The organism is Kitasatospora sp. NPDC097691 (assembly GCF_040302665.1).
GTDB lineage: Bacteria > Actinomycetota > Actinomycetes > Streptomycetales > Streptomycetaceae > Kitasatospora.
In genome coordinates this window covers 48,865-69,897 of record NZ_JBEORY010000022.1, presented here as the reverse complement: position 1 = coordinate 69,897, position 21,033 = coordinate 48,865, and the positions used below count along the sequence as shown (strand labels likewise).

Sequence of the window (21,033 nt, the reverse complement as noted above, 5' to 3'; positions counted from 1 at the left end):
CCTCTCGTATCGTCCTCGGATCCTCCGAATCGGACACTACGGGCACAACCGAGGCCTCGGCCTGCGGGCGTACGCCGTCCGCCGCATCCCCGGGGCAGCACCGGCCCCGGCGCCGACCACACGCGATCTCGGCTCGGGCCGATTCGCGGGGCGATCGCGGTCAGGCAGCGGTCAGCCGGCGGGCGCGGTCGGCTGCGGCTGCGCGTCCGACGACGGCCCGGCGGGGAGCCGGGCGAGCCGGAGCGTGCCGACGTACGCGACCACCACCGCGACGATCACCAGCGGCATCACGGTCAGGCCGCTCTCGCCGAGCAGCAGCGTGGCCAGCAGGACGGACGTCATGGGCAGTTTCAGCATGGCCACCGTCATCGCGCCGATCCCGACGGCGAATCCGGCGGTGGTGCCCAGGCCGGGCAGGTGGGTGAGGGCGAGGCCGCCGACCGCGCCCGCGAAGACGGCAGGGAAGACCGGGCCGCCGCGGAAGGCACTCATGGAGGCGCAGTAGGCCAGCGACTTGCACACCAGCAGGACGACGAGGGTGCCGGCCGTGTAGCCGGCGGCGCCGTCCAGCAGCGGCCCGAGCGCGTCCTGCCCGGAGAACAGGACGCCGGTGACCGGCCGGTCGGTGATCTCCGCGTACACGAGCGCGATCACGCCGACGGCGACGCCCATCAGGACGGTGAGCGGCAGTCGGCGGCGGTCCACCAGGCCCTGCAGGGTGAGCGAGCAGCGCCGGATCGCCTCGCCGAGCAGCGCGGCGGCCACCCCCGCGACGATCGCCCAGCCGAACTCACCGAGGGTCGGCCGGCCGGCGGCCGGCACCTGGTTCAGCGCCAGCGAGTACGTGCCCAGGCCCGTCCAACTGCCCAGACCGGTGAAGATCAGCGACCCGACGCCCGCGGAGAGCAGGCCAGGCACCAGCACCACGCCCAGCATCGGCCCGCCCAGCCCGGACGCCTCCATCAGCAGGAAGGCGCCGATGAGGGGGGAGCCCAGCAGTTCGCTGATGGCCGCGAAGCTGCCGGCCGCGCCGATCACGGAGACGGCGCTGGGCGGGGCGTCCCGCTTCAGCACGCGGATGACACCGACCGCGAGCCCGCCGCCGAGCACGATCAGCGGGGCCTCCGGGCCGAGGACGACCCCCAGGCCGAGTGAGGCGACGGCGGCGATCAGCACGCCGGGCACCGAGGCGAACGAGGGCGTGCCGCCGGTCTTGAGGCCTTCGGCCGGCCGGTGGCCGCCGCCGCCCGGCAGGTACCGGATCGTCAGGGCGACCAGCACGCCCGCCACCGCGAGCGGCGGGATCGGCCACCAGTGGGGGGTGCCGGCGAAGCCGAGGCCCTTGGGCAGGTCGGTGTAGACCAGGGACTGGAGTTCGGAGACCAACGCGAGGAAGCCGAACGCGCCGGCCGAGATCGGGACACCGAGCAGTGCGGAGATCACCAGCACCGACACGTAGCCGCGGGTGCGGACGATCTCGAACGGGTTCTGCGGCGCTGCCGCGTCCTCGGTGGGCGGTCCGGACGGCATGGGCATCCCCTCGGGGTCCGGCCCGCCCGGTAAGACCGGGTCGTACGGGCCTGGGTCTGGTGGCGGCGCGAGGATCGGGCGGCTCGGCCGACGCGGTGCGGCCGGGCGGAGCGACGGCCCGGTGGCCGCCGCACACCCGTCCCCCGATCATCGCGGGCGCGAGCGGATCCGTCCGGCTGCGGCACGCTCGGACTGCACATCGGGTGTGACCCCGGTCCGTCCTGTCCCATCGCCCCGCCCCGCCACCCCGTCCGTCCCGTCCCGCCTACGGCGTTTCGCCCGGCGGACGGTCCGTCGGGCGGTCTAGTCTCGGCTCGTGGGACGACAGCCCGAGCAACGCGCCGAAGGCGCGGGACCGTTCACCACCCGGCTCACCTGGCATGTGCCCGGCGGCGGCACGGCCGTGTGGGAGTCACGGCTGGCGCGGCGCCGCGGCATCCTGGCCGTCCACCCGACCGGCGCGGCCGCCCCCCGGCACACCAGCGCGGACGACACCGCCCTCGCCCGGCTGCGCCGGCTCAACGTCATCGCCGCCACCGCCTTCGTCATCGGCGGGGCCCTCTTCGCCGCCGGCGCCGCCGTCGCCCAGTTCGGTTCCGGCGACGCGACCACCTGCGCCTCGATCTACTTCGCCGGCGGGCTCTTCTTCAACACCGGCGGCTACGTCTCCTTCCTCCAGGTCGTCAACGCCCCCCGCCACGTTCCGGGTGGCGAGGGCCGACTGGTCACCCGCCCGTGGCGCTGGTGGAGTTACGAGCCGACGCGGCTCGACTGGCTGAGCGCATTCGTGCTGTTCGCGGGCACCCTCGTGTTCGGCGTCAACCTGGTCTTCTCCTTCCTGCAAGGGCTGAGCGTCCGACAGGTCAACCGGCTGATCTGGACACCCGACGTCATCGGCTGCCTGCTGTTCCTGCTCGCCGGCCACCTCGCCTTCGCCGAGATCTGCCACGGCCGGCCCTGCATCCGCCGCCGCAGCCTCGGCTGGTGGATCACCGCCGTGAACCAGCTCGGCTCCGTGCTCTTCATGGTCTCGGCACTCGCCGCCTACACCCGCCCCGCCACCGGCAGCCTGATCAACTCCGACATCGCCAACTGGGGCACCCTCACCGGCGCCCTCTGCTTCTCCCTCGGCGGTATCCTCCAGTACTACGAACGCCCCTGACGCGCCCAACGCGCCCTCCGCCGGCGACACCGCGCCGCCGGCACCGTCGGCTACCAGTGCGGACCGTGCCACTCGGCCTCGGGAACGGAGCCTTCCCAGACGTTGCCGCAGAGCTCCGCCCAGGTCGGGCCGACGAACACCGGTCGGCTCAGTACGACGTCTCCGGCGCGCTGGGCACGAAGGATCACTCCGAGCGTGTCCGAGGCCGGATCCGCGTACTGGCCGTAGCCCAGGTCGTGGCCGCGGGTGGCCGTGTACTCGACGAAGTCCCTTTCGAGCTCGGACGGCACCCGGCCGACCAGCGGCAGTCCGTCCAAGGTGACCTGCGGACCGCGCAGCGCGTTGACGGCGACACAGACCAGGCGTTCGGCGTCGTAGTAGGCCGTGAGCGCCGGGGAATGCGATGAGGTCGCAGGATGGAACTCGTGGCTCAGCACGTTGCCGTGGTGGCTCGTGCGACTCGAAGAGGGTTCCAGGAAGCCGTCGAGTGCCTCCTGCACGTCCTCGGACGACATCCCGAATCGCAGCGGGCCGACGGCCGCGAGCGGATCCAGCGTCCACTGTGCCCGGTCGTCCTCCCCGACAACCGCCCACACACTCCACATGCTCCCACTCCCCGTCCTCGGACCGCCGCTCACGGTACCGGTCCCTCGACCGTTCCCACGCGGCCCGGGCCCAAGGGGCGCGGCGCTCGACGCCGCCGGCGACCCGGCCGGCGCCATGCGGGTCGCTCCGGCGCGGCCGGATCGCGCCCTGCTGCTCGCCGAGCAGGAGTTCGGCGTCAGCCCAGGTAGTCGACGCGCACCAGAGTGGTGTCCGGGATGACGATCACGTGTCGCCTCCGCTCCGTCCAGCCGTGCGGCAGCAGGAAGAGCCGACCGCCGGAAGCGGAGAAGAGGTGCAGCCCCTGGTACCGGAACCGATAGATGCCCGGCTCGGTGAACCCGGTCATCCGCACCCCGGGCGCGTCGATCCGCAGATCCTCCTGGCTGAAGAGGACGATGCCCGGCTTCGCGGCGAACTGTCCGACGAAGCGCGCCGCCTCCGCCTCTCCCCTGACCTGGGCGTACTCATAGACGACCCAGAACAGGAGGAGCAGCACGAGACCGCCGACCAGCAGGGTCGTCGGAGACGATGACCTGGCCGTCTGACGGGTCGGGACCGCGGACGCGTAGGCGGCCAGCAGCACACCGGCCGCCAGCGACGCCGGCACGATCAGCTGCCAGGGGACCCACCGGCCCGCGAGCCCGGTGATCAGCAGGGCCGCGAGAGGAAGGATCAACCACGCGAAGAGCAGCAGCCTGCGGCACCACCGTCCCGCCGGCGTCGACCGCTCCAGCCACGGCGTGAGCGCCGGATCCACCAGCCGCCAGGCGAGCAGGGCGACGAACGCCGCCAGGGCGGGGAGGAACAGCGCAGGTACGCTGCCGAGTTCGTACGTCAGGTTCGTCGTGGACCGCGTGCTCTCGGGAAATCCGAGGTAGTCGGTCATCGCCGAGTCCCGGGCCCAACCGAAGTAGAGACTCAGCGCGACGACGATCGTCAGTGCGGGCGCGACCTTGCCCACGACGTCGCCCACGGTTCGCCACGACGGCCGGTCACCGGTCGGCTCGGACATCCACGGCTCCCGCTACGAGGACAGACACGCCGCCCCGATGCCCGCATCGGTGATCCGGGGGTCCTGGTCGGGACTTCGGCGGTGAACCTCGACCAGCTGCTTGAGCAGCTCGAACCCGGACTGAACCGGGCAGTCCTGCCCCGGCGGGCCGCCGAGAGCATCCAACTCCCGCACCGCGGTGGCCCAGTCCGCCTTCTCGCCGTTGACGAGAGGGCACACCGCGCGCAGCCCCCGGAGCACCAGGGCTACCAGGCGTCCGCCGGGCTCCTCCACGGACGCCGATGGACGCTGCCTCTGCCGGGGTGAGATCCGCAGGAACTGGCTGACGCTTCGTCATGTCTCGTTCAGGGTTGTGTCGTTGCGGGAACTCCGCGCGGGACAAGGCGCATCGGGGTGGTTCGTGCAGGCGCTTGACCGTGGCTTCCCGGCGCTCGTAGGTTCGGCCGGCAGGTGGCGCTCCGACCCTCGCCACGGGAGTAGAGATGTCCGATGGACTCCGTCGCTTGGTCGACTGCAACGGCGAGCTACAGCGAGCGGTGGGGGTGCTCGCGGCCCATCGGCTCGCGCTGACGGCCGGGGTGGTTCCGCCAGGGATGGAAGCCGTGGTGCGACGGGACGCCGAGCGGGTGTCCGCCGAGATCGCGAAGACCCTGCAGGCGGCCCGGGCCGAGGCCCCGAAGGCCCGTCCGGATCGCGTGACGGCCTATCAGGACCTGATCGACCGCGGATTGCACGGGGTGCCCGAGAACACCTCGGAGATCATCGCTTTCGTCGCCGACACCATCGACAACGGCAAGGCGACGCGGGCTCAGGCCCTCGGCGAGCTGAACGAGCTGGTGGGCCGGCCGGCGGAGGCGGTGGAGTGCTACCGGGAGGCCACGACGGCGTGGCGGGTCCTCGGGGAGGTCAGCGCGATCCTCGACAGCTCGCGGACCGCCCGTCGGCTCCAGCTGGAGCTGGACCGGGACCTGGACGCGGCAACGCTCCGGCTCGACACCGCCCTGGAGGAGCTCGCGGTGGCCGTCGCGTACGACGGTGCTCCGATCGCGCACGTGGAGTGGGCGGCCGCGGCCGTCGAGCTCGCCGAGCTCTACCTCAAGGGCGGCGACCCGCTGGAGTGCAGCCTGCTGCTCGACCGCGTCCGGGCCGGACTCCCGGTCGACGACGCGGATCCCTCGTTGGCGCCGCTCCTGCAGGCGATGATCGACCACGACCGGGCCCACGACGCCTTCCCGCGCACACTGGCACGCCAACTCGGCACCGTCCGGGCGGTACGGCTGCTGCGCTGCGAGATCACCCACCTGGAATTGATGCTGCGGCCAACGAGCGGCGAGGCCGTGAGGGCCTTCGACAGCGCGGCCCGGGGCGTCGAGCGGATGACCGACGACCTGCCCTGGGACAACCTGACCGGCCTGCTGGGGCCGCTGGCGATGCAGGTACAGGCGCAGCACCGGAGGGCCTTGGCGCGGTTCTCGGTGACGGCCGATGCCGCACGGGAGCTCGCCGTACTGGACGGTCGGCGGGCCGGGGCGGCCGCGCCCCCGGTGGATTCGGCGCGCGCACTGCAGCGGTGCCGGAAGCTGGCCGCCACCCTGGCCGGGCTCGACCGGCAGGACCGGGCGGACGCGGGCGACCTGCCGGCCATCGCCGAGCGGGTCGCGGCCGACCTGCTGCTGGAGCTCGGCGAGCCCGGGCGGGCCCTCGACGCCTGCGAGCGGGCGACGGGCCTGCTCGGTACCCGTCGGGTCGACGTCCGGGCGTCGATCCTGCTGACCTCGGCCCGCGCCCACCTCGCGCTCGGCCGCGCCGCCTCCGGCCCGGAAGCCGCACAGCACAGCGCCCGTGCCCGGGACACGGCGGCCCGGGGCATGGAGCTGGTGGAGGGGTTCCGCTACCTCGCCAGCGGGATCTACGTCCGGGACGCCCAGCTCAAACCGTGGATCGGCCTGTACCGGTTGGCGGCCGACGTGGCCCTGGAGCTCGGCGACCTCGACCGCTTCCTGCGGCTGGTGCTGGCGTCGAAGGGCCGGCGGCTGTCCTGGGGCGTCCGAGGGCTCGACGCCGAAGCAGCGGCCGGGCTGGCCGAGTTGGGCGGTCTCGTCGACGAGGCTTACGGCGACGAGGCCGCGCTCGACGCGGCGCGGCAGCTGCGGCGACTGGGCTGGGACCGACAGCTGGCCCACCTGCGTGTGGAACCACCGCCGCTCCCCCACGGCGACGACCTGCGCCGGCGGCTCGAACCCGGCGAGGCGGCCCTTTTCCACTACTGGCTGGACGAGCGCCGCCTGGCCGTCGGCCTGCTTGCCCCGGAGGGCCTGGAGGTCGCGGTCCGGGTGCTCACTCCCGAGGACCGCGCCCGGCTGGACGCCGACGTGGCGCTGCTGCTGGCCGAGGACACCGAAGTGGGGAAGGCGGACCGCGCGGCGCGCCCGGTCCTCGACCGACTCGATGCGGCCGTCCCGCTACTGCTCCCGGACCGTCCCGAGCGGCTGCTCGGCCTGAGCAGGCTGTTCATCAGCCCGCACGGGGTGCTGCACGGCTTCCCGCTGCACCTCCTGCGCCCGGACGGCGCAGTGGAGTTGGGCGCCGCCGTTGCGGTGAGCTACCTGCCGAACCTGGCCGGCCTGTGCGACCCGGTGCCGGCGCCCGGCCCGCACACGCTGGTGTCGCTCACACGCCGGGCCCGCGGGCCTGCGGGACGGCCGCAGAGAGCCCTGGACGAGTTCGCGGACCACCTGCGGACGCTCTCCGAGTTGCACACCGCCCGTGGCCGAGCGTTCGAGGAACTCACCGCGGAGCCCGACCGCCTGGCCTTCAACGCCGTGCTCGGCGTCCCCGGCGCCGAACGGTTCGGGGTGGTCCAGATCGTCACCCACGGGCAGAACGTGCCGGCCGCGGCCGACTCGCCACTGGAGGCACGGCTGTGGCTCGCGGCCTCGGAACTCGACGGCCTCGACCTCGCGTCCTGGCACCTGGACGGCGCGATCGTGGTACTCACCGCGTGTTCCTCCGGCCAGCGTGCGCTGACCGGGAGGGCGGAGGTCGACGGCCGCCCGGCGACGTTGGCGGGGGACGAGGTCTTCGGACTGCAGGCGGGGTGCTTCGCCGCAGGAGCCTCCGCCATCCTGGGCTGCCTGTGGCCGGTGGCTTTCCCCGTCGCCCAGGCCGTGACCGTCGAGTTCCACCGCGAACTGCTCGCCGGTCACCCGCCGGACCGGGCCCTGCAACTGGCCGTCGCCACCTACCGTGCGCGGCACCCCGGGGTCCTCGACCGCCCCAGCTACCGGTGGGGCCCGTTCTTCCTCAGCACGCGGGGCCGCCCGCACGCGCTCCCCGCACGCCGCATCCCGACCAAGGAGCAGACCGCATGACCGCGACCACCGAAGTCTGGACCCGCTGGACCTTCGAGGACCCCGAGTCCGCGAAGGCCGCCGAGCCCCTGCTGCGCGAGGAACTCGCGCGGGTACCCGGAGCATCCGAGGTGTCGGTGGGCACCGAGCCGCCCAACCTCGGCGTGGTCGAGGTGTTCACCCTCGTCATCGGCGTCATCTCCCTGCCGTACACCATCAACGAGGCGATCAAGAGCACCGGTGAACTCGCGACCCGGCTCGGCCGGCTCGGGGCGCGCCTGCGTGGCCTGCGCAGGGTGGCCATCGAGGACGGGGAGGGCGGCGAGGTGCCGATCCCGCCGCGCCCCGACGAGGAGTAGGCGCTCCCGGCCATCGGAGGGACCGGTGCCCGGCTCCGCTCCGGCGGGGCCGGCCGATCGCGGTGGTGCTGCGCGCAGGCCCGGGCGCGGGCGCGCCACGGCGTGGGCCGCGGCCGGTAAGCGTCCTGCGTCGTCCTGGGGCGCGCGCTGTCAGCGCCGGGCCAGCAGGCCGCGGACGTAGGCGGCCTGGCCGACGTGCTGGAGGTCGTCGGCGATCACGCTGATCAGGCGCACCCCGAGGGTGACCGGGGGCTGCCACGACTCGTCGACGATCCGGGCGAGGGACCGGTTGTCGAGGCCGCGCACGTAGTCGACGGTCCGTGCGTGGACGGCCTCGTGGTAGCCCTGGAGGAGGTCCGCGGTGGTGATGACCTCGGCGACCTGCGCGGGTCGGTGCCCGTAGCCGGTGGACGACGTGGCGAACGGCAGCTCGAACCGGCCCGCCCAGCCGTCGGCGGTCCACACCTGTTCGCGGTCGGCCGCGTCGGCGAGGTGGTCGTCCTGCACCCGGGTGAGGTGCCAGACCAGCCAGGCGATCGAGTTGGCCGGGTCCTGCACCCGGAACGCCAGTTGCTCGGGGGTCAGGCCGTCGACCACCTCGGCGACCGTGTCGCGGATCCTGTCGAACGCGTCCACGAGAAGATCGGTGCTGGTCACACCGGCCACTGTCGCCTCCCGGTCGAGTACGCCGTCCCGCCGGCGGCGTGGCGGGTCGCGCGCCGCCCCGACGATTGTGTCCCGCCCGTGGGGCTCCGGCCACCCGGGCCCGGCGCCGCGGGCGCGCTGCCGGCCCGGCGGTGTCGGTGCTGGCGCGGCTGCCCCGGCGAGCCGATCATGGCCCTGGCGTGGTCGGGGCCGCCCCCGGGTGGGTGCGGCCCCGACCACCGCACCACCCGATGCATGCGGTGGATCTCCCGGCTCCGCCCGCTGCGGGTCGTCCCGCCGCTTCGCCCGTGCCGTCCACACCAGAAGGGCCCCGCCATGGCCGTCTCCCGGACACTCCCCGCCGACCGCCGCCGACCGGCACGCCGTTGTGTGAGCGTGGCCCTCGCGCTCGGTGTCGCCGTCACCGTGGCCGGTGCGGGCCCCGCACGGCGGGCGTGGGCCGACGACGGCCCGTTCCCCGTTCCGGTGGCGGTCGGCCGGGCCGACCAGGTGATCACGGTCAAGGCGGACGGCACCCGCGCCACCGTGACCCTGTGGGCTCGCCAGGACGGCCTGTGGCGGTCCCTCGACTCCACCACCGACGCGCGCATCGGGTCCGGCGGTCTGCACGACGGCCCGACCCGCGTCCAGGGGACCGGGACCACACCGGCCGGCACGTACACCCTCACCCAGGCCTTCGGCATCTCCCCCGACCCGGGCACGAGGATGCCCTACCACCACGTCACCACGCACGACTGGTGGGTCCAGGATCCCTCCTCCGCCTACTACAACCGCATGCGCACCGACACGGAGGGCGGCTTCCACCTCACCGAACAGGGCCCCCTCGGCAGCGAACACCTCGTCGACTACCCCGTCCAGTACGACAACGTCCTGGTCATCGACTTCAACACCGCCCCCGTGGTGAAGGGCCGCGGCGCCGGGATCTTCCTGCACGACCTCGGCCCCCAGGCCGGCGCCACCGCCGGTTGCGTCGCCGTCCCCGCCGCCTTCATGGCCCGGACGATGCAGTGGATCGATCCGGCCGACCACCCCGTCATCGCGATCGGCTAGACACCCCCGAGCTTGTCCATGCGCCGCGGGCCAGGGGCGCTCCACTGACTCTCCTGTCAGTGGAGTTCGACGGGTTCCCGCGCACGGCGGCGACACCGTCGCCCCCACCTGCCGCGTCGGGTGGCGATGGACCGCGGACGTGGGGTCTCCTCAGCTCTCCCGCAGGTCGCGGGCCAGGCGGCTGACGGACTGGTGCAAGGCGAGGCCACTGTCGCAGAAGTCCGGGATGTAGTACTCGCGGATGGTGCGGGCCACGTCGTAGCCGGCGTCGGCGTCGAACAGTTCCCAGCGCAGCAGCCGCTCGTGGGGGACGATGCGGATCGGGAAGAGCTTGCGGGTTCCGCTCTCGCGTTCGGCCCGTACCGCGCGGCCGATCTCGGTGGCCACCCAGTTGCTGGCCATGCTGGCCTCGGACAGCACGAGGACCATCCGGCCGCGCCGCTGGATCTCCTCGGTGACCTGTTCCAGGATCGTCCGGCCGCCGCGGATGTCGTGCGGGGCGAACCAGGTGTCCACGCCGTTGGCTTCCAGCTGGTTGCGCAGGTCGGTGGCGAAGGACTCGTCGGCGGAGCTGTAGCTGATGAAGACGCTGGGGCGGGCCGGCTCGCGGGCGCCGCGGGCGGTGTCGCGGTAGGCGCGTACGGTGTCCGGATCGGCCCCGGCCCGGACGAAGAACCGTTCCAGGCCTGCGAGGTCGCTCCTCAGTTCCCGGACCGCCTCGCGGTTCCGCAGGCGGTCGCGGGCGGCGTCCAGGGCCCGGCTGTTGATGATGAAGGAGCTGGCGATGGTGCGCTCGTCGATCCTGCAGAGCCCGTCGACGACCACCCGGTCCAGGCTGGTGGCGAGGAGTTTGGCGTCGGCGAAGACGTTGAATCCGAAGTGGGCACCGTCGAAGCCGGCGTCGCGGAAGGTGACCTCGTCGAAGACGGCCTGGACGAAGAACGCCTCGCGGTAGTTGCCTCCGAAGGTCCCGCCGCGGAAGGTGGCCTTGAAGAAGTCGGCGGCGCGGAAGGCCGCCTGGTCGAGGTCGCAGTGCAGGAACCGGGCCTCGATGAAACTTGCCTGGATGGCGTTGATGCGGCGCAGCCGGCAGCCCCGGAACTCGCAGCGGTCGAAGGTTCCCACGGCGAGGACGCAGTCGTCGAACTCGCAGTCGACGAAGACGGCGTCGCTGAGGTCCTCCTGGGCGAGCCGCAGCCCGGTGAACGTCCGGCCGACGAACTCGCGGGCTCCGGCGGCGTATTCGGCGAGCAGGGCACGGGTGGCCTGCTCGCCTTCGCGGTCGGCGTCGGTGTCGCGGTCGGCGTCGGTCATGAGTGGCCCCCGAGGTTCCTGCGGACACGAGGCGAACACCTTGAACATAGCACCGGGGAACGGCAGTTCGGCACGGATCGGGCGGACCCGGAGCGGACGGCGACCGGGCCCGCAGTGGACTCGCCGACGGCGACCGCGATGATCGCCGCGCGAGGCCCGGCGGCCCATGACTACGCGTCCGACTCGGGCGCCCCCTCGCCACTCCCCTGCGGATCGGCTGCCAGGGCCTCCCAGAACGCGACGTAGCTCTGCTCGTGTGCGATGCCGAGCGTGAGCAGCCGGGTGCGAGCCGGAGTGTCCGGGCCGTCGGGGTCGAGGCGGGCGCGGAGGTCCCGGTATTCGTCGCGCCAGCGCCGGTGCTGCGCCGCCTGGGCCTCGGCCAGCTCGGCGAGTTGTCCGGGTGCGCCGAGGTCGGCGAACGTCAGCTTGAGCAGGGCCGGATTCCGGGTTTCCGGCTCGGGTGTCGTCGGATCGGCGAGCCAGCCGAGCAGGGCCTCGTGTCCGGCTTCGGTCAGGTGGAAGACGCGGCGCCGGCGACCGTGCTCCTCGGCGTCCTCACACAGCAGGCCGAGTTCTGCCAGGCGCGGCGGGTCACGGTAGAGCTGTGCGTGCGGGATCGGCCAGTAGCGGCCGACGGACGACTCGACCCTGGCCTTGAGGTCGTACGGCGTCATCGGACCGTGCCGGGCGATGAGGCCGAGGACGACCAGCTGGGACGGCGTCAGATCCTTCGTCATGGCTCTCCCAGCCCTTCTCCGGATTGTTCCATTGACACCGTATCACTGAGACCGTTAGCGTCTCCACGCTTCAACGGTATCAATGAGACGATGCGGAGTTGCCGATGCGCCTGCACCCCGAACTGGCCCACGTCCTGGACCACGTCCCGCCCTTCGACCCGCTGGCCGACCCGGCGGTGACCCGGGCGTACGTGCGCGCCCTGCTGGCGGGCGGGCGCTTGGCGGAGGACCCGCGAATCGCCGTCGAACCGAGAAAGATCCCCGGACCGGACGGCGATCTCGACGTCCGGATCTACCGGCCCACCGCCCGGCACCCGGCTTTACGCCCCGGCGTGCTCTACCTCCACGGCGGCGCCTTCATCTCCGGCGACCTCGACACCGGGGACCTCAACTGCCGCGACATCTGCCTGGCCTCCGGAGCGGTGGTCGTCGCCGTCGACTACCGACTGGCCCCCGAACACCCGTACCCGGCCGCCTTCGACGACTGCTACGCCGCCCTGCACTGGACGGCGGAGAACGCCGACGCCCTCGACGTCGACCCCGCCCGCCTGGCCGTCGCCGGGCGCTCGGCCGGCGGCGCCCTCGCCGCCGCCGTCGCCCTGGCCGCCCGAGACCGCGGCGGCCCCGCCCTCGTGTACCAGCTCCTGCTCGTCCCCGCCCTCGACGACCGCGGCAACCTGCCGTCCGTCGGCGAGTGCGTCGACGACCGGATCGTCGACGGCCGGGTCGCCCGCGGCATGTGGCAGCTGTACCTCGGCTCCGCAGCAGCGGACCCGTACGCCGCCCCTGCACGCGCGCGCGACCTCGTCGGGCTGCCCCCCGCCTACATCGAGATCTGCCAGGCCGACGCCCTGCGCGACGAGGGCCTGGAGTACGCGCGACGGCTCATGACGGCCGGCGTCCACACCGAACTCCACGTGGTGCCGGGAGCGTTCCACCTGTTCGAGGGGTACGCCCCCGACAGTCGACTCGCCCGCCGGGCCACCGCGAACTGGACGTCGGCCATCGCCGCGGCCCTGGCCTGAGCCGACTCACAGGCGACCGGATCAGGCCCCCGTGCCACCGGCTCACCCTGCGGTCGGCCGGCGCGGCTCAGTGCATCCGTCGGCGCCAGGCGGACGGGGTGACTCCCCGGGCGCGCTTGAACGCGACGCTGAAGGCGAAGGGGTCCTCGTACCCGACCTGGTGGGCCACGGCGGCGACGGTCGTCTCGGTGGTCCGGAGCAGGTCCGCTGCCACGGTCATGCGCCAGTCGGTGAGGTAGGTGAGCGGTGGTTCGCCGACCACGGCGGTGAAGCGGGCCGCGAACGCCGCGCGTGACATGCCGACCCGGGAGGCGAGTTCGGCGACCGTCCACCGCCGGGCGGGTTCCTCGTGCAGCAGGCGAACCGCCCGGCCGATCGCCGGGTCGGCCAGCGCCCGGAACCAGGCGGGTGCCGGGTCCGCCCCGGCGCACCACGCCCGCAGCGCCAGGACGAGCACGAAGTCGAGCAGGCGGTCGAGCACGGCGTCCTGACCGGGTGCGTCGCGGCGGGCCTCGTCGGCGAGCAGTTCCAGTGCTGGCCGGGTCGTCGGCCCGGCCGGGACGACCGCGAGCGGCGGCAGCATGGCGAGCAGCCGGCCGCCGACGTCGCCGTGCAGGTCGTAGGCGCCGCGGAGCATGACCGTGGCCCCGGGCAGGCCGTCACCGTACGTACGGGGCGCCAGGTTCCGCCGGATGTGCTCCGCGGCCGCAGCCCCGTCGACGATGCGCTTCTCCTGCCCCTGGATGACGACCTGGACCGGGGTGGAGGGATCGTCGGCGATGGTGTGGTGGCTCGGGCCGGTGACGAGGGCGACGTCGCCCGCGGCAACGCGCACCGGCACGGTGCCCGCGTCGTCGGTCCGCACCCAGGCGTGCCCGGCGAGCGTGGTGACGAGGGTGAGCGGCGGCGGATCGGTGAAGGCCAGCGACCACGGGGGCCGCTGGACCAGCTGCCTGACCGAAGCGGTCCTGGCCCGGGCCCGGTGCAGCAGATCACTGAGGACGTCCACGCCGCCAGGCTAGACGATCACAAAGGGATCCGGGACGTGCTCCCATGGATCGTCCAGTGCTTCGTCGGCTTGGCTGGAGGCATGAACACCACTCTTGTCCTCGGCGGCACCGGCAAGACCGGCAGCCGCGTCGCCCGGCTCCTCGAAGCCTCCGGCCTGCCCGTCCGCACGGCGTCCCGCACCGGCGACGGCCCCCGCTTCGACCTGGCCGACCCGGCCACCTGGCCGCGCGCGCTCGACGGTGCCACCGCGGCCTACGTCGTCGAGCCCGCCCCCTCCGCGAACACGGACCACCAGGCACGCATCCCCCGGCTCGTCAGCGAAGCCGTCGCCGCCGGCGTGCGCCGCCTGGTACTGCTGTCCGCGCCCCGCGCGGGAGAGGCCGACCACCCCCTGCACGCGGCCGAACAGGCCGTACGCGGCTGCGGCGTCGGCTGGACCGTCCTGCGCCCGCAGTGGTTCGCGCAGAACTTCAGCGAGGGCCCCTGGCGCCGCGACGTCCTCGACGGCACGCTGGCCCTGCCGACCGGCGAGGGGCGCACGCCCTTCATCGACGCCGAGGACATCGCCGAAGTCGCCGTGGCCGCACTCACCGACGACCGCCACAGCGGCCGGACCTACGACCTGACCGGACCCGAGGCGATCACCTTCGGCGAAGCGGCCGGGCACATCGCACGCGCCACCGGCCGGACGGTCCGTCACGTGGACGTCGATCCGGAGCACTTCGTGGCGCAGCAGGTCTCGGCCGGGGTCTCGCCCGATGCCGCCCGGTTCCTCACCGCACTCCTCGTGGACGTCCGCCACGGTGGGAACACCGCGATCGGCGACGGCGTGGAGCAGGCCCTCGGCCGGGCGCCGAGGCCCTTCGAGACCTTCGCTGCGGCGGCCGCCGCCGCTGGGCACTGGAGCTGAGGACTCCTCCTGGCGAGCGGGACGACGTGGGCGCCGCAGCAGTCGGCTGCGGCGCCTCACGTGCCGGCCGGCGGGACGAGCACACCGACGATCGCGGATCGCGGGTACACCCCGCTCGCTGCCGGTGCAGCGGGAGCTCGCGCTCGGCCGGACTGCTGTCCGGCTGACATGCGGTCATTCCCACCGCGCTCTACACCCGGCTGCCCGTCAGCTCCGCCGCCGACCCGGCCTGGCCCACCACCAACCTGACCGTCGACGTCGGCGGCCACCCCGTGCAGCTGGCCGCCGTACACACCTGCTACCCGGCCGGCGGCACCCGCCGTTGGGCCGAGGACCTGCACGGGCTGCGCGCCGCCGCAACCGGGCGCACCCGCAACACCGTCATGCTCGGCGACTTCAACGCCACCCTCGACCACAGGCCGATGCGCGACCTGGTCGACACCGGCCTGGCCGACACCCACGAGGAACTCGGCGCGGGCCTCTTCCCGACCTGGCCCCAGGACCACCCCGACTACCGCGTCCCGGCCGTGATCCAGATCGACCACGTCCTGCACGGGCCCGCGCTGGAGGGCAGGGCGGCGTTCGTCGAGGTCGAGACGTTCACCTCGGGGCCGACGGTGAGGTTGTTCGCGCCGTTGTCGGTGAGGCGGCGCAGCCGGATCTGGTCGGTACCCGAGATGTCGACGCCGTAGGCGACGTACACGTCGCCGCTGGTCGGGTCGACGGCGGCGTGGTGGACTCCGCCGAGCAGGGCGTTGACGCCGCCGAACTTGAAGCCCTGACCGCCCTGGTCGCTGCTGACGGAGGCGACGGTGATGCCGTCCGAGTCGGTGCCGGGGGTGTTGCCCAGGTCCCAGTGGCGGCCGCCGTCGGTGGAGCGGTTGATCCTGATGGTGACGGGCTGGGGCTGGCTGACGGTGTTGCTGCCGCCCTGCTGGTAGAGGGCGTACATGGTGAGGGTGTTGTTGCGGCCGTAGTCGATGGTCTGGTCGCACGGCCCGCCGGAGGTGCCGGAGACGCCCGGGGGCACCGGGATGGAGGCGGAGCCGGCGCAGGAAACGAACCACTTCGTGAACGATCACCGTGGGACCCTGCTCCGCAGGAGGTCCGGTCGGACGACGCGCCGTTCGGGGAATGCCGCGTCGGGCCGGGCGCTCCGTCAGGCGGGAACGTTCTTGATGACGGCATCGGTCAACGGCGAGAGCTGCTGCACCAGTTTGTCGAAGTCCGCGGTCCGGCCGTCGGACCACTGGGCCGTGCCGACGAGCATGCCGTGCCCGTAGGACGCGAAGTCCTGCACGAAGCCGCTGTCGGCCGGCAGGCGGGGCAGGCCCGAGTCCTTGGGCGGGATGTGGACGCCGACCTCGCGGGCCTCGGGGTGGGAGCTCAGAAGGGTGACCAGGTGCACGCAGTCGCCCGGGTCCTTCATGGTGAACAGCGCCAGGTTGTACTGATTGCCCTCGGCGTCCCTGTACAGCACCAGGTCGACACCGGCACAGCCGTGGCCCTGGGTGATCCACCCGGCGAGGGTCGGCGCCACGGTGTTCACGCCGGTGCAGGTGGGGTGCGCCACGGCCGCCACCAGCGTGTACCCCTGCACCTGCGCCGGGAAGACGGACAGCGGGATGGCCGAGGCCGGAGCGTCGGCTGCCGCCGACGGGGCGGCGGTCGGCGGCGTCGCCGCCGGTGCCGAGGGTACGGACGACACGGACACAGGTGCGGGTACGGGTGCGGGCGAGGCCGCGGCCGGCGCCGGGTCCGACGGCCGGAGCAGGTACGCCGCCGCGCCTGCGGCTGCCAGCAGGGCAGCGGCCGCCGGAAGCAGCAGCCGACGCCGCGAGCGCCGTCGCTCCGGCTGCCGGGCCCGTTCGGCGGCGGTCGGCTCCTGCGCGGCGTTGTCCTTCTCAAACTCCCTGACGAAGTCTTCCCACAGATCGTCACCGGATTCACGCATGCTCACAGCTTCCACACCTTAGTGATCACCACCGTCGCTGGGAAGACCGGCCCCGGCTGGGGATCACTTCGGGCCTGGGGGCTACGGCTCGGCGGGGGCGCTGTCGCCGCCGGCGCGGGCTGCGGTGCCGAATCGCCACGACTCGATGTCGCGGTAGTGGATCGGCCCGGGGCCGCGGCCGATGTTGCTGCCGACCAGGTGGAGTCGCTCGGCGTGCCACGGTCGGCCCACGAAGTCGGCGAGCCCGGCGGCGGCCCGGGGCACGCTGGTGGGATCGTCGCGGCGGGCCCGTGCGAGCGTCAGGTGGGGCCGTAGCGGGCGCTCGCCGAACTCGATCCCGCAGGACCTGACCAACTGCCGGACGTCGGCGGCGAGCTGGTGCAGTCCCTCCAGGTCCCCGCCGATCCCGCTCCACAGCAGTCGCTCGTCGAAGTGGCCGCCCCCGCGCAGGCTCAGCTGCAGTGCGGGGTGCGACGCGGCCCGGCCGGCCAGCACCGACCGCAGCAACGGCACTGCCGTGGCGGGCAGTTCACCGAGGAAGGCCAGGGTGATGTGCCAGTCCTCGATCCGGTTCCACCGCAGCCGCGGGTAGCCGGCGTAGGCGGACCGCAGGACGTGGGCCAGCTCGTCCTTGGCATCGTCGGGCGGGGCGAGCGCCACGAAGACGCGCAGGGTCGAGGGTTCGGGGTGATCGTCCACCAGGGATTTCTAGCACCCCGGCCGCGCGGTGGTGGAGGCGGATCCGCGAACACGGCTCCCGGCCGGAGTCCCGTGCACGGAATCCGCATCCAGGGTGCGTCGCTCCTCGGACCGGCGGTGTTCGTGGCCGACGGCTCGTGGACGGACGAAGCTGGTGTGGTCAGCATGTGCGGGGCTCCGCCCCCCGCCACGCCCCCCAGGACGAAGGGCTCCCCCATGACTGCCTCCACCCCCACCTCCCCCGACGGCCTCGTGCGCGCCGTTCGGCTCGCCGGCCCGGGCGCGGCGCCCGAACTGGTCGAGGTCCCGCTGCGCGAGCCCGGGCCCGGCGAGGTGCGCGTCAGCGTCGAGGCGTGCGGCGTCTGCCACTCCGACCTGCTGATCGCCGCCGGCCTGCTGCCCGGCACCACGTTCCCGGTCACGCCCGGCCACGAGATCGCCGGCCGCATCGACGCCCTCGGCGACGGCGTGGAGGGCCGGCAGGTCGGCGACCGGGTCGCCGTCGGCTGGTACGGCGGCAGCTGCGGGCACTGCGACGCCTGCCGCAAGGGCGACGCCATCCTCTGCCCCCGGCTCCGGGTCCCCGGCGTCGCCTACCCCGGCGGCTACGCCGACAGTGTCATCGTCCCGGCCATGGCCCTGGCCGCGATCCCGGACGAGCTGACGGCCGCCGAGGCCGCGCCGCTGGCCTGCGCGGGCCTGACCGTCTTCAACGCCCTGCGCCACAGCGCCGCCGGCCCCGGTGACACCGTCGCCGTGCTGGGCCTCGGCGGACTGGGCCACCTGGGCGTCCAGTTCGCCCACGCGATGGGCTTTCGCACCGTCGCCGTCGCCCGCGGTGCCCAGAAGGAGCCGCTCGCGCACGAACTCGGCGCCGACCACTACATCGACAGCACCGCCGGCGACGTCGCCCAGGCCCTCCAGGCCCTCGGCGGCGCCAAGGTGGTCCTGGCCACCGTCACCGACGCCGACGCCATGTCCGCCACCGTCGACGGCCTCGGCCGCCGCGGCGAACTCGTCATCGTCGGCGTCTCCCCGGACCGGCTCACGATCAGCCCCGTGCAGCTGATGACCGGCGACCGCAAGGTCTACGCCCACTCCTCCGGCACGGCCACCGACACCCAGGACACGCTGCGCTTCGCCGCGCAGACCGGCGTGCGCGCGTGGATCGAGGAGCTGCCGCTGGAGGAGACCGCTGCCGCGATCGCCAGGATGACCGGCGGCCAGGCCCGCTTCCGCATGGTCGTCACCACCGGCCGCTGACCCCGGGACCCCGTCCCATGCGTCGGGCCCGCCGAGCCAGGGCGCGGGTTTGCAGGGGCCAGGGCCGGCCGGCCCTGCCCCCGGCCGGGCGTCCGCGCGGTGTGTCAGGCCTTCGCGCGGGCGATCGCCCGGACGGCGATCTCGCGCATCCGGTCGAAGGCCTGCCGCGGATCCTCGTAGGAGAGCCAGGGGCCGGCCACCTCACCGCCCATCACCCGGAACAGCTCCAGCGCCGGTGCCACCCGGGCGTTCATGACCAGCGACCAGGCGGCCCAGCCCCGGGCGGACTGGAGCTGCGGGTGCGCCGGATCGGCCTGCGCCAGGTCGGCCAGCAGAGCGTCCACGGCCGCGGTGAACTCCGGGGTCCGGTAGGCGGCCGCCCCTGCCTTGTCGCGGGTGATCTGTTCGAAGCAGGCCCGCACCTTCAGGACGGTCAGCAGGCTGCCGGCCGGCGCGTCGGCGAGTGCGGTGTCGACGAAGGCGTGCATCAGCTCGTGGCTGCCGTGCCACTTGGCGCACCAGTACTGCAGCGCGCCCTCGTGCGCCCGCAGGTGGTGCGGATCGCGGGCGACCACCTCGGCCCAGAGGCCGCGGAAGTCCTCGCGCGACCAGCCCAGCCCCATGGCGATGGCGATCTGCGCCACCCAGGGGTTGGGGTCCTCGGCCGGCGCCAGCTCGACGGCCTCCAGCGCGACCTGCTCCGCGTCGCGCAGGACCCGGTGGAACCCGCGCGCCTGCTCCTGCGTCACCTCGGAGGCGTACAGGTCGGAGCGGATCTCCCAGGCGAGCTGGACCAGTGCGTCGGTCTGCAGCAGGACGGCCGTCGCGTTGCGCGGCTCCTCCTCGCGCCACGACCGAAGCCAGTGGTCCTCCTTGGCCGCCGCCGCGCTCAGCGGCGCCATCCGCATCCAGCGAAGGTACGCGTCGCCGTCACCGTCGGCCTCGGCCAGGTACTCGGCCACCGGACGCCAGTCACCGGCCCCGGCCGCATCGAGGACGGCCGTCAACTCGGCGGACGGCTCGTCGCCGCGCAGCACGAGCTGGTCGCGCGGGACCAGGCTCTGCCGCAGCTCGGCCTCCCGGCGGGCCCGCCGCGCCCGGGAAAGCCGCGAGGAGATGACCTTGCCCGCGATGACCGCGAGCACGACGAGGAGCACGTAGAGCATGAACTGCTTTCCTGGGGAGGGGGGTTGGGGGTGCTTGCCCGGACCCGTTGCGGTCCTGGGCGGGCATCCGGGCGCGCGGACGAGGGCACCTCGTGGGCGCGCCGCACCCCGTCCCCCGCCCCCGCACCTGTGTGCGCGGCGAGGAGGATCGTACCGGCACGTGGATCGTGACCGCCCCCCCTGGTCCGGCACCGCGAGGCGGGAGCCACGGAGCCCCGCCCCCAGGGAAGCGCCTGGTCGGGGGCGGGGCTCTGCGAACGACGTACGGGTTGCGGCTAGCCGAGGCCGCGGGCGTCCTGCTTCAGCGCGGTGTCCACGGTCAGCGCGGTCGCCACGACGAGGCTGAGCAGCGGGTCGGGGAGCGGGCGGTGGATCTGGAGCACGTAGTTGTCGGCCGTGGTGAACATCGTCTTCGCCAGGCCCTCCCAGGTCTTGGTGATCCGGGCGATCTCGGTGTCCGTCGCGTCGACGATGGAGAAGTTCCAGGCCCGCCAGTTCTCGGCCTTGATGGCGCCGATCTTCTGACCGCCGACCTCCAGCGCGAAATTGATCTTCCCGATGGCGTTCTGCTGGATGATCTGGCCGACCTCCTGGCCGTCCGGACGCTGCACGATCACCCGCGACTTGATGAGCTTCGCCGGGCGGGTCAGCAGCAGGACCGGGGTGCCCTGCGGGTCGCGGATCTCCAGCTTGTGGGTCAGGTACTGGTCGATGGAGAAGAGCAGTCGTATCAGCTTGCGCAGACCGCTCTGGCCGACCTGGACCACCGAGCCCAGCGTGCCGCCCTGCTGGTCGAAGACCGAGTACTCGTTGGTCAGCTCGATCAGCTTGGCCTTCTGGTTCACCACCAGGACCGGCTCGGAGAAGAGGGTGCCGCCGCCACCGTGGACCGGTCCGACGCCCGCCTGCTGCTGGACCTGGTACTGCACCTTGGCGGAGTCGCCGGCCGGAGCGGACGGCTGCCCGGGGAAACCGGGAGTGTTCGTGTTCTGGGACATGGCGGGCAGGCTAGGCCCAATCCTCGGTTGGTAGCCAGATCGTTTTGCACGGCGCCCCGGTCCGTCCGGGACGCCGAGTTGCGAATGTGGCCTGCAGGTATGGGTTTTGCAAAGGAAAGCTGATCGGCATTCAATGTGATGGATGTGGCCGATGTCACATCAGCTGATCACGCGTGGGCGGACAGCCGCGATCGGCGCGCGCCCGATACGGCCTCAGATCG

At 73.3% G+C, this 21,033-nt stretch carries 20 protein-coding genes; 8 read left to right on the top strand and 12 right to left on the bottom strand.

Annotated elements, in window-relative coordinates:
• Window positions 1-171: 171 nt before the first annotated feature.
• Window positions 172-1,530, bottom strand: a complete 1,359-nt coding sequence (locus tag ABTY56_RS17960) for a chloride channel protein (protein WP_350629776.1) — start codon at window positions 1,528-1,530, stop codon at window positions 172-174.
• 316 nt (window positions 1,531-1,846) lie between these two features.
• Here ABTY56_RS17960 and ABTY56_RS17955 point away from each other — a divergent pair, with 316 nt between their 5' ends.
• Entirely contained in the window at window positions 1,847-2,692 is an 846-nt protein-coding gene (locus ABTY56_RS17955; protein ID WP_350629775.1) for a hypothetical protein, read from the top strand.
• Window positions 2,693-2,742: 50 nt separating this feature from the next.
• Here the strand turns inward: ABTY56_RS17955 and ABTY56_RS17950 are convergent, their stop codons facing one another.
• The 3 genes from ABTY56_RS17950 to ABTY56_RS17940 form a co-directional block, all read right to left on the bottom strand.
• On the bottom strand, window positions 2,743-3,297 hold the full coding sequence (locus ABTY56_RS17950) for a hypothetical protein (RefSeq protein ID WP_350629774.1): 555 nt from the start codon (window positions 3,295-3,297) through the stop codon (window positions 2,743-2,745).
• Between the two features lie 176 nt (window positions 3,298-3,473).
• Window positions 3,474-4,310: a hypothetical protein gene (locus ABTY56_RS17945; RefSeq protein ID WP_350629773.1), complete on the bottom strand. Its 837-nt coding sequence runs from the start codon at window positions 4,308-4,310 to the stop codon at window positions 3,474-3,476.
• 12 nt (window positions 4,311-4,322) lie between these two features.
• Window positions 4,323-4,583 (bottom strand): hypothetical protein, encoded by a 261-nt coding sequence (locus ABTY56_RS17940; RefSeq protein WP_350629771.1) that lies wholly within the window; start codon window positions 4,581-4,583, stop codon window positions 4,323-4,325.
• Window positions 4,584-4,912: 329 nt separating this feature from the next.
• Here ABTY56_RS17940 and ABTY56_RS17935 point away from each other — a divergent pair, with 329 nt between their 5' ends.
• Both ABTY56_RS17935 and ABTY56_RS17930 read left to right on the top strand, forming a co-directional pair.
• A complete protein-coding gene (locus ABTY56_RS17935; RefSeq protein ID WP_350629769.1) occupies window positions 4,913-7,681 on the top strand; it encodes a CHAT domain-containing protein in 2,769 nt (922 codons plus the stop codon).
• A complete protein-coding gene (locus ABTY56_RS17930) occupies window positions 7,678-8,019 on the top strand; it encodes a hypothetical protein (RefSeq protein ID WP_350629768.1) in 342 nt (113 codons plus the stop codon). Before ABTY56_RS17935 ends, ABTY56_RS17930 begins: the two co-directional genes overlap by 4 nt.
• Before the next feature lie 150 nt (window positions 8,020-8,169).
• Here ABTY56_RS17930 and ABTY56_RS17925 read toward each other — a convergent pair whose 3' ends face one another.
• Entirely contained in the window at window positions 8,170-8,676 is a 507-nt protein-coding gene (locus tag ABTY56_RS17925) for a mycothiol transferase (RefSeq protein ID WP_350629767.1), read from the bottom strand.
• A 384-nt stretch (window positions 8,677-9,060) separates the two neighbouring features.
• On the opposite strand from ABTY56_RS17925, the gene ABTY56_RS17920 reads away from it, so the two are divergent.
• Window positions 9,061-9,735 (top strand): L,D-transpeptidase family protein, encoded by a 675-nt coding sequence (locus ABTY56_RS17920; protein WP_350629766.1) that lies wholly within the window; start codon window positions 9,061-9,063, stop codon window positions 9,733-9,735.
• Between the two features lie 150 nt (window positions 9,736-9,885).
• On the opposite strand, the gene ABTY56_RS17915 is transcribed toward ABTY56_RS17920, so the two are convergent.
• Together ABTY56_RS17915 and ABTY56_RS17910 are read right to left on the bottom strand one after the other, a co-directional pair.
• Window positions 9,886-11,049, bottom strand: a complete 1,164-nt coding sequence (locus ABTY56_RS17915) for a toll/interleukin-1 receptor domain-containing protein (RefSeq protein WP_350629765.1) — start codon at window positions 11,047-11,049, stop codon at window positions 9,886-9,888.
• A 170-nt stretch (window positions 11,050-11,219) separates the two neighbouring features.
• Window positions 11,220-11,786 (bottom strand): PadR family transcriptional regulator, encoded by a 567-nt coding sequence (locus ABTY56_RS17910; protein WP_350629764.1) that lies wholly within the window; start codon window positions 11,784-11,786, stop codon window positions 11,220-11,222.
• 104 nt (window positions 11,787-11,890) lie between these two features.
• On the opposite strand from ABTY56_RS17910, the gene ABTY56_RS17905 reads away from it, so the two are divergent.
• Window positions 11,891-12,811: an alpha/beta hydrolase gene (locus tag ABTY56_RS17905; RefSeq protein WP_350629763.1), complete on the top strand. Its 921-nt coding sequence runs from the start codon at window positions 11,891-11,893 to the stop codon at window positions 12,809-12,811.
• A 67-nt stretch (window positions 12,812-12,878) separates the two neighbouring features.
• Here ABTY56_RS17905 and ABTY56_RS17900 read toward each other — a convergent pair whose 3' ends face one another.
• Complete coding sequence (locus tag ABTY56_RS17900; protein WP_350629762.1) at window positions 12,879-13,820, bottom strand: AraC family transcriptional regulator; 942 nt, start codon at window positions 13,818-13,820, stop codon at window positions 12,879-12,881.
• 81 nt (window positions 13,821-13,901) lie between these two features.
• Between ABTY56_RS17900 and ABTY56_RS17895 the strand changes: the two genes are divergently transcribed.
• Window positions 13,902-14,732, top strand: coding sequence for an NAD(P)H-binding protein (locus ABTY56_RS17895; protein WP_350629761.1), 831 nt, complete (start codon window positions 13,902-13,904; stop codon window positions 14,730-14,732).
• A 176-nt stretch (window positions 14,733-14,908) separates the two neighbouring features.
• Window positions 14,909-15,424, top strand: coding sequence for an endonuclease/exonuclease/phosphatase family protein (locus tag ABTY56_RS17890; RefSeq protein ID WP_350629826.1), 516 nt, complete (start codon window positions 14,909-14,911; stop codon window positions 15,422-15,424).
• A gap of 467 nt (window positions 15,425-15,891) precedes the next feature.
• Here the strand turns inward: ABTY56_RS17890 and ABTY56_RS17885 are convergent, their stop codons facing one another.
• Both ABTY56_RS17885 and thpR read right to left on the bottom strand, forming a co-directional pair.
• Window positions 15,892-16,692 (bottom strand): hypothetical protein, encoded by an 801-nt coding sequence (locus tag ABTY56_RS17885; protein ID WP_350629760.1) that lies wholly within the window; start codon window positions 16,690-16,692, stop codon window positions 15,892-15,894.
• Window positions 16,693-16,767: 75 nt separating this feature from the next.
• The gene (gene thpR, locus ABTY56_RS17880) at window positions 16,768-17,385 is read right to left on the bottom strand and encodes an RNA 2',3'-cyclic phosphodiesterase (RefSeq protein ID WP_350629759.1); all 618 of its coding nucleotides are present in this window, start codon (window positions 17,383-17,385) and stop codon (window positions 16,768-16,770) included.
• A 216-nt stretch (window positions 17,386-17,601) separates the two neighbouring features.
• Between thpR and ABTY56_RS17875 the strand changes: the two genes are divergently transcribed.
• Window positions 17,602-18,648: an alcohol dehydrogenase catalytic domain-containing protein gene (locus tag ABTY56_RS17875; RefSeq protein ID WP_350629758.1), complete on the top strand. Its 1,047-nt coding sequence runs from the start codon at window positions 17,602-17,604 to the stop codon at window positions 18,646-18,648.
• Window positions 18,649-18,752: 104 nt separating this feature from the next.
• Here the strand turns inward: ABTY56_RS17875 and ABTY56_RS17870 are convergent, their stop codons facing one another.
• On the bottom strand, window positions 18,753-19,814 hold the full coding sequence (locus tag ABTY56_RS17870; protein WP_350629757.1) for a hypothetical protein: 1,062 nt from the start codon (window positions 19,812-19,814) through the stop codon (window positions 18,753-18,755).
• Between the two features lie 275 nt (window positions 19,815-20,089).
• Window positions 20,090-20,947 carry an LURP-one-related/scramblase family protein gene (locus tag ABTY56_RS17865; RefSeq protein ID WP_502893146.1) on the bottom strand — a complete coding sequence of 286 codons (858 nt, stop codon included), beginning with the start codon at window positions 20,945-20,947 and terminating at the stop codon, window positions 20,090-20,092.
• Window positions 20,948-21,033: the final 86 nt, after the last annotated feature.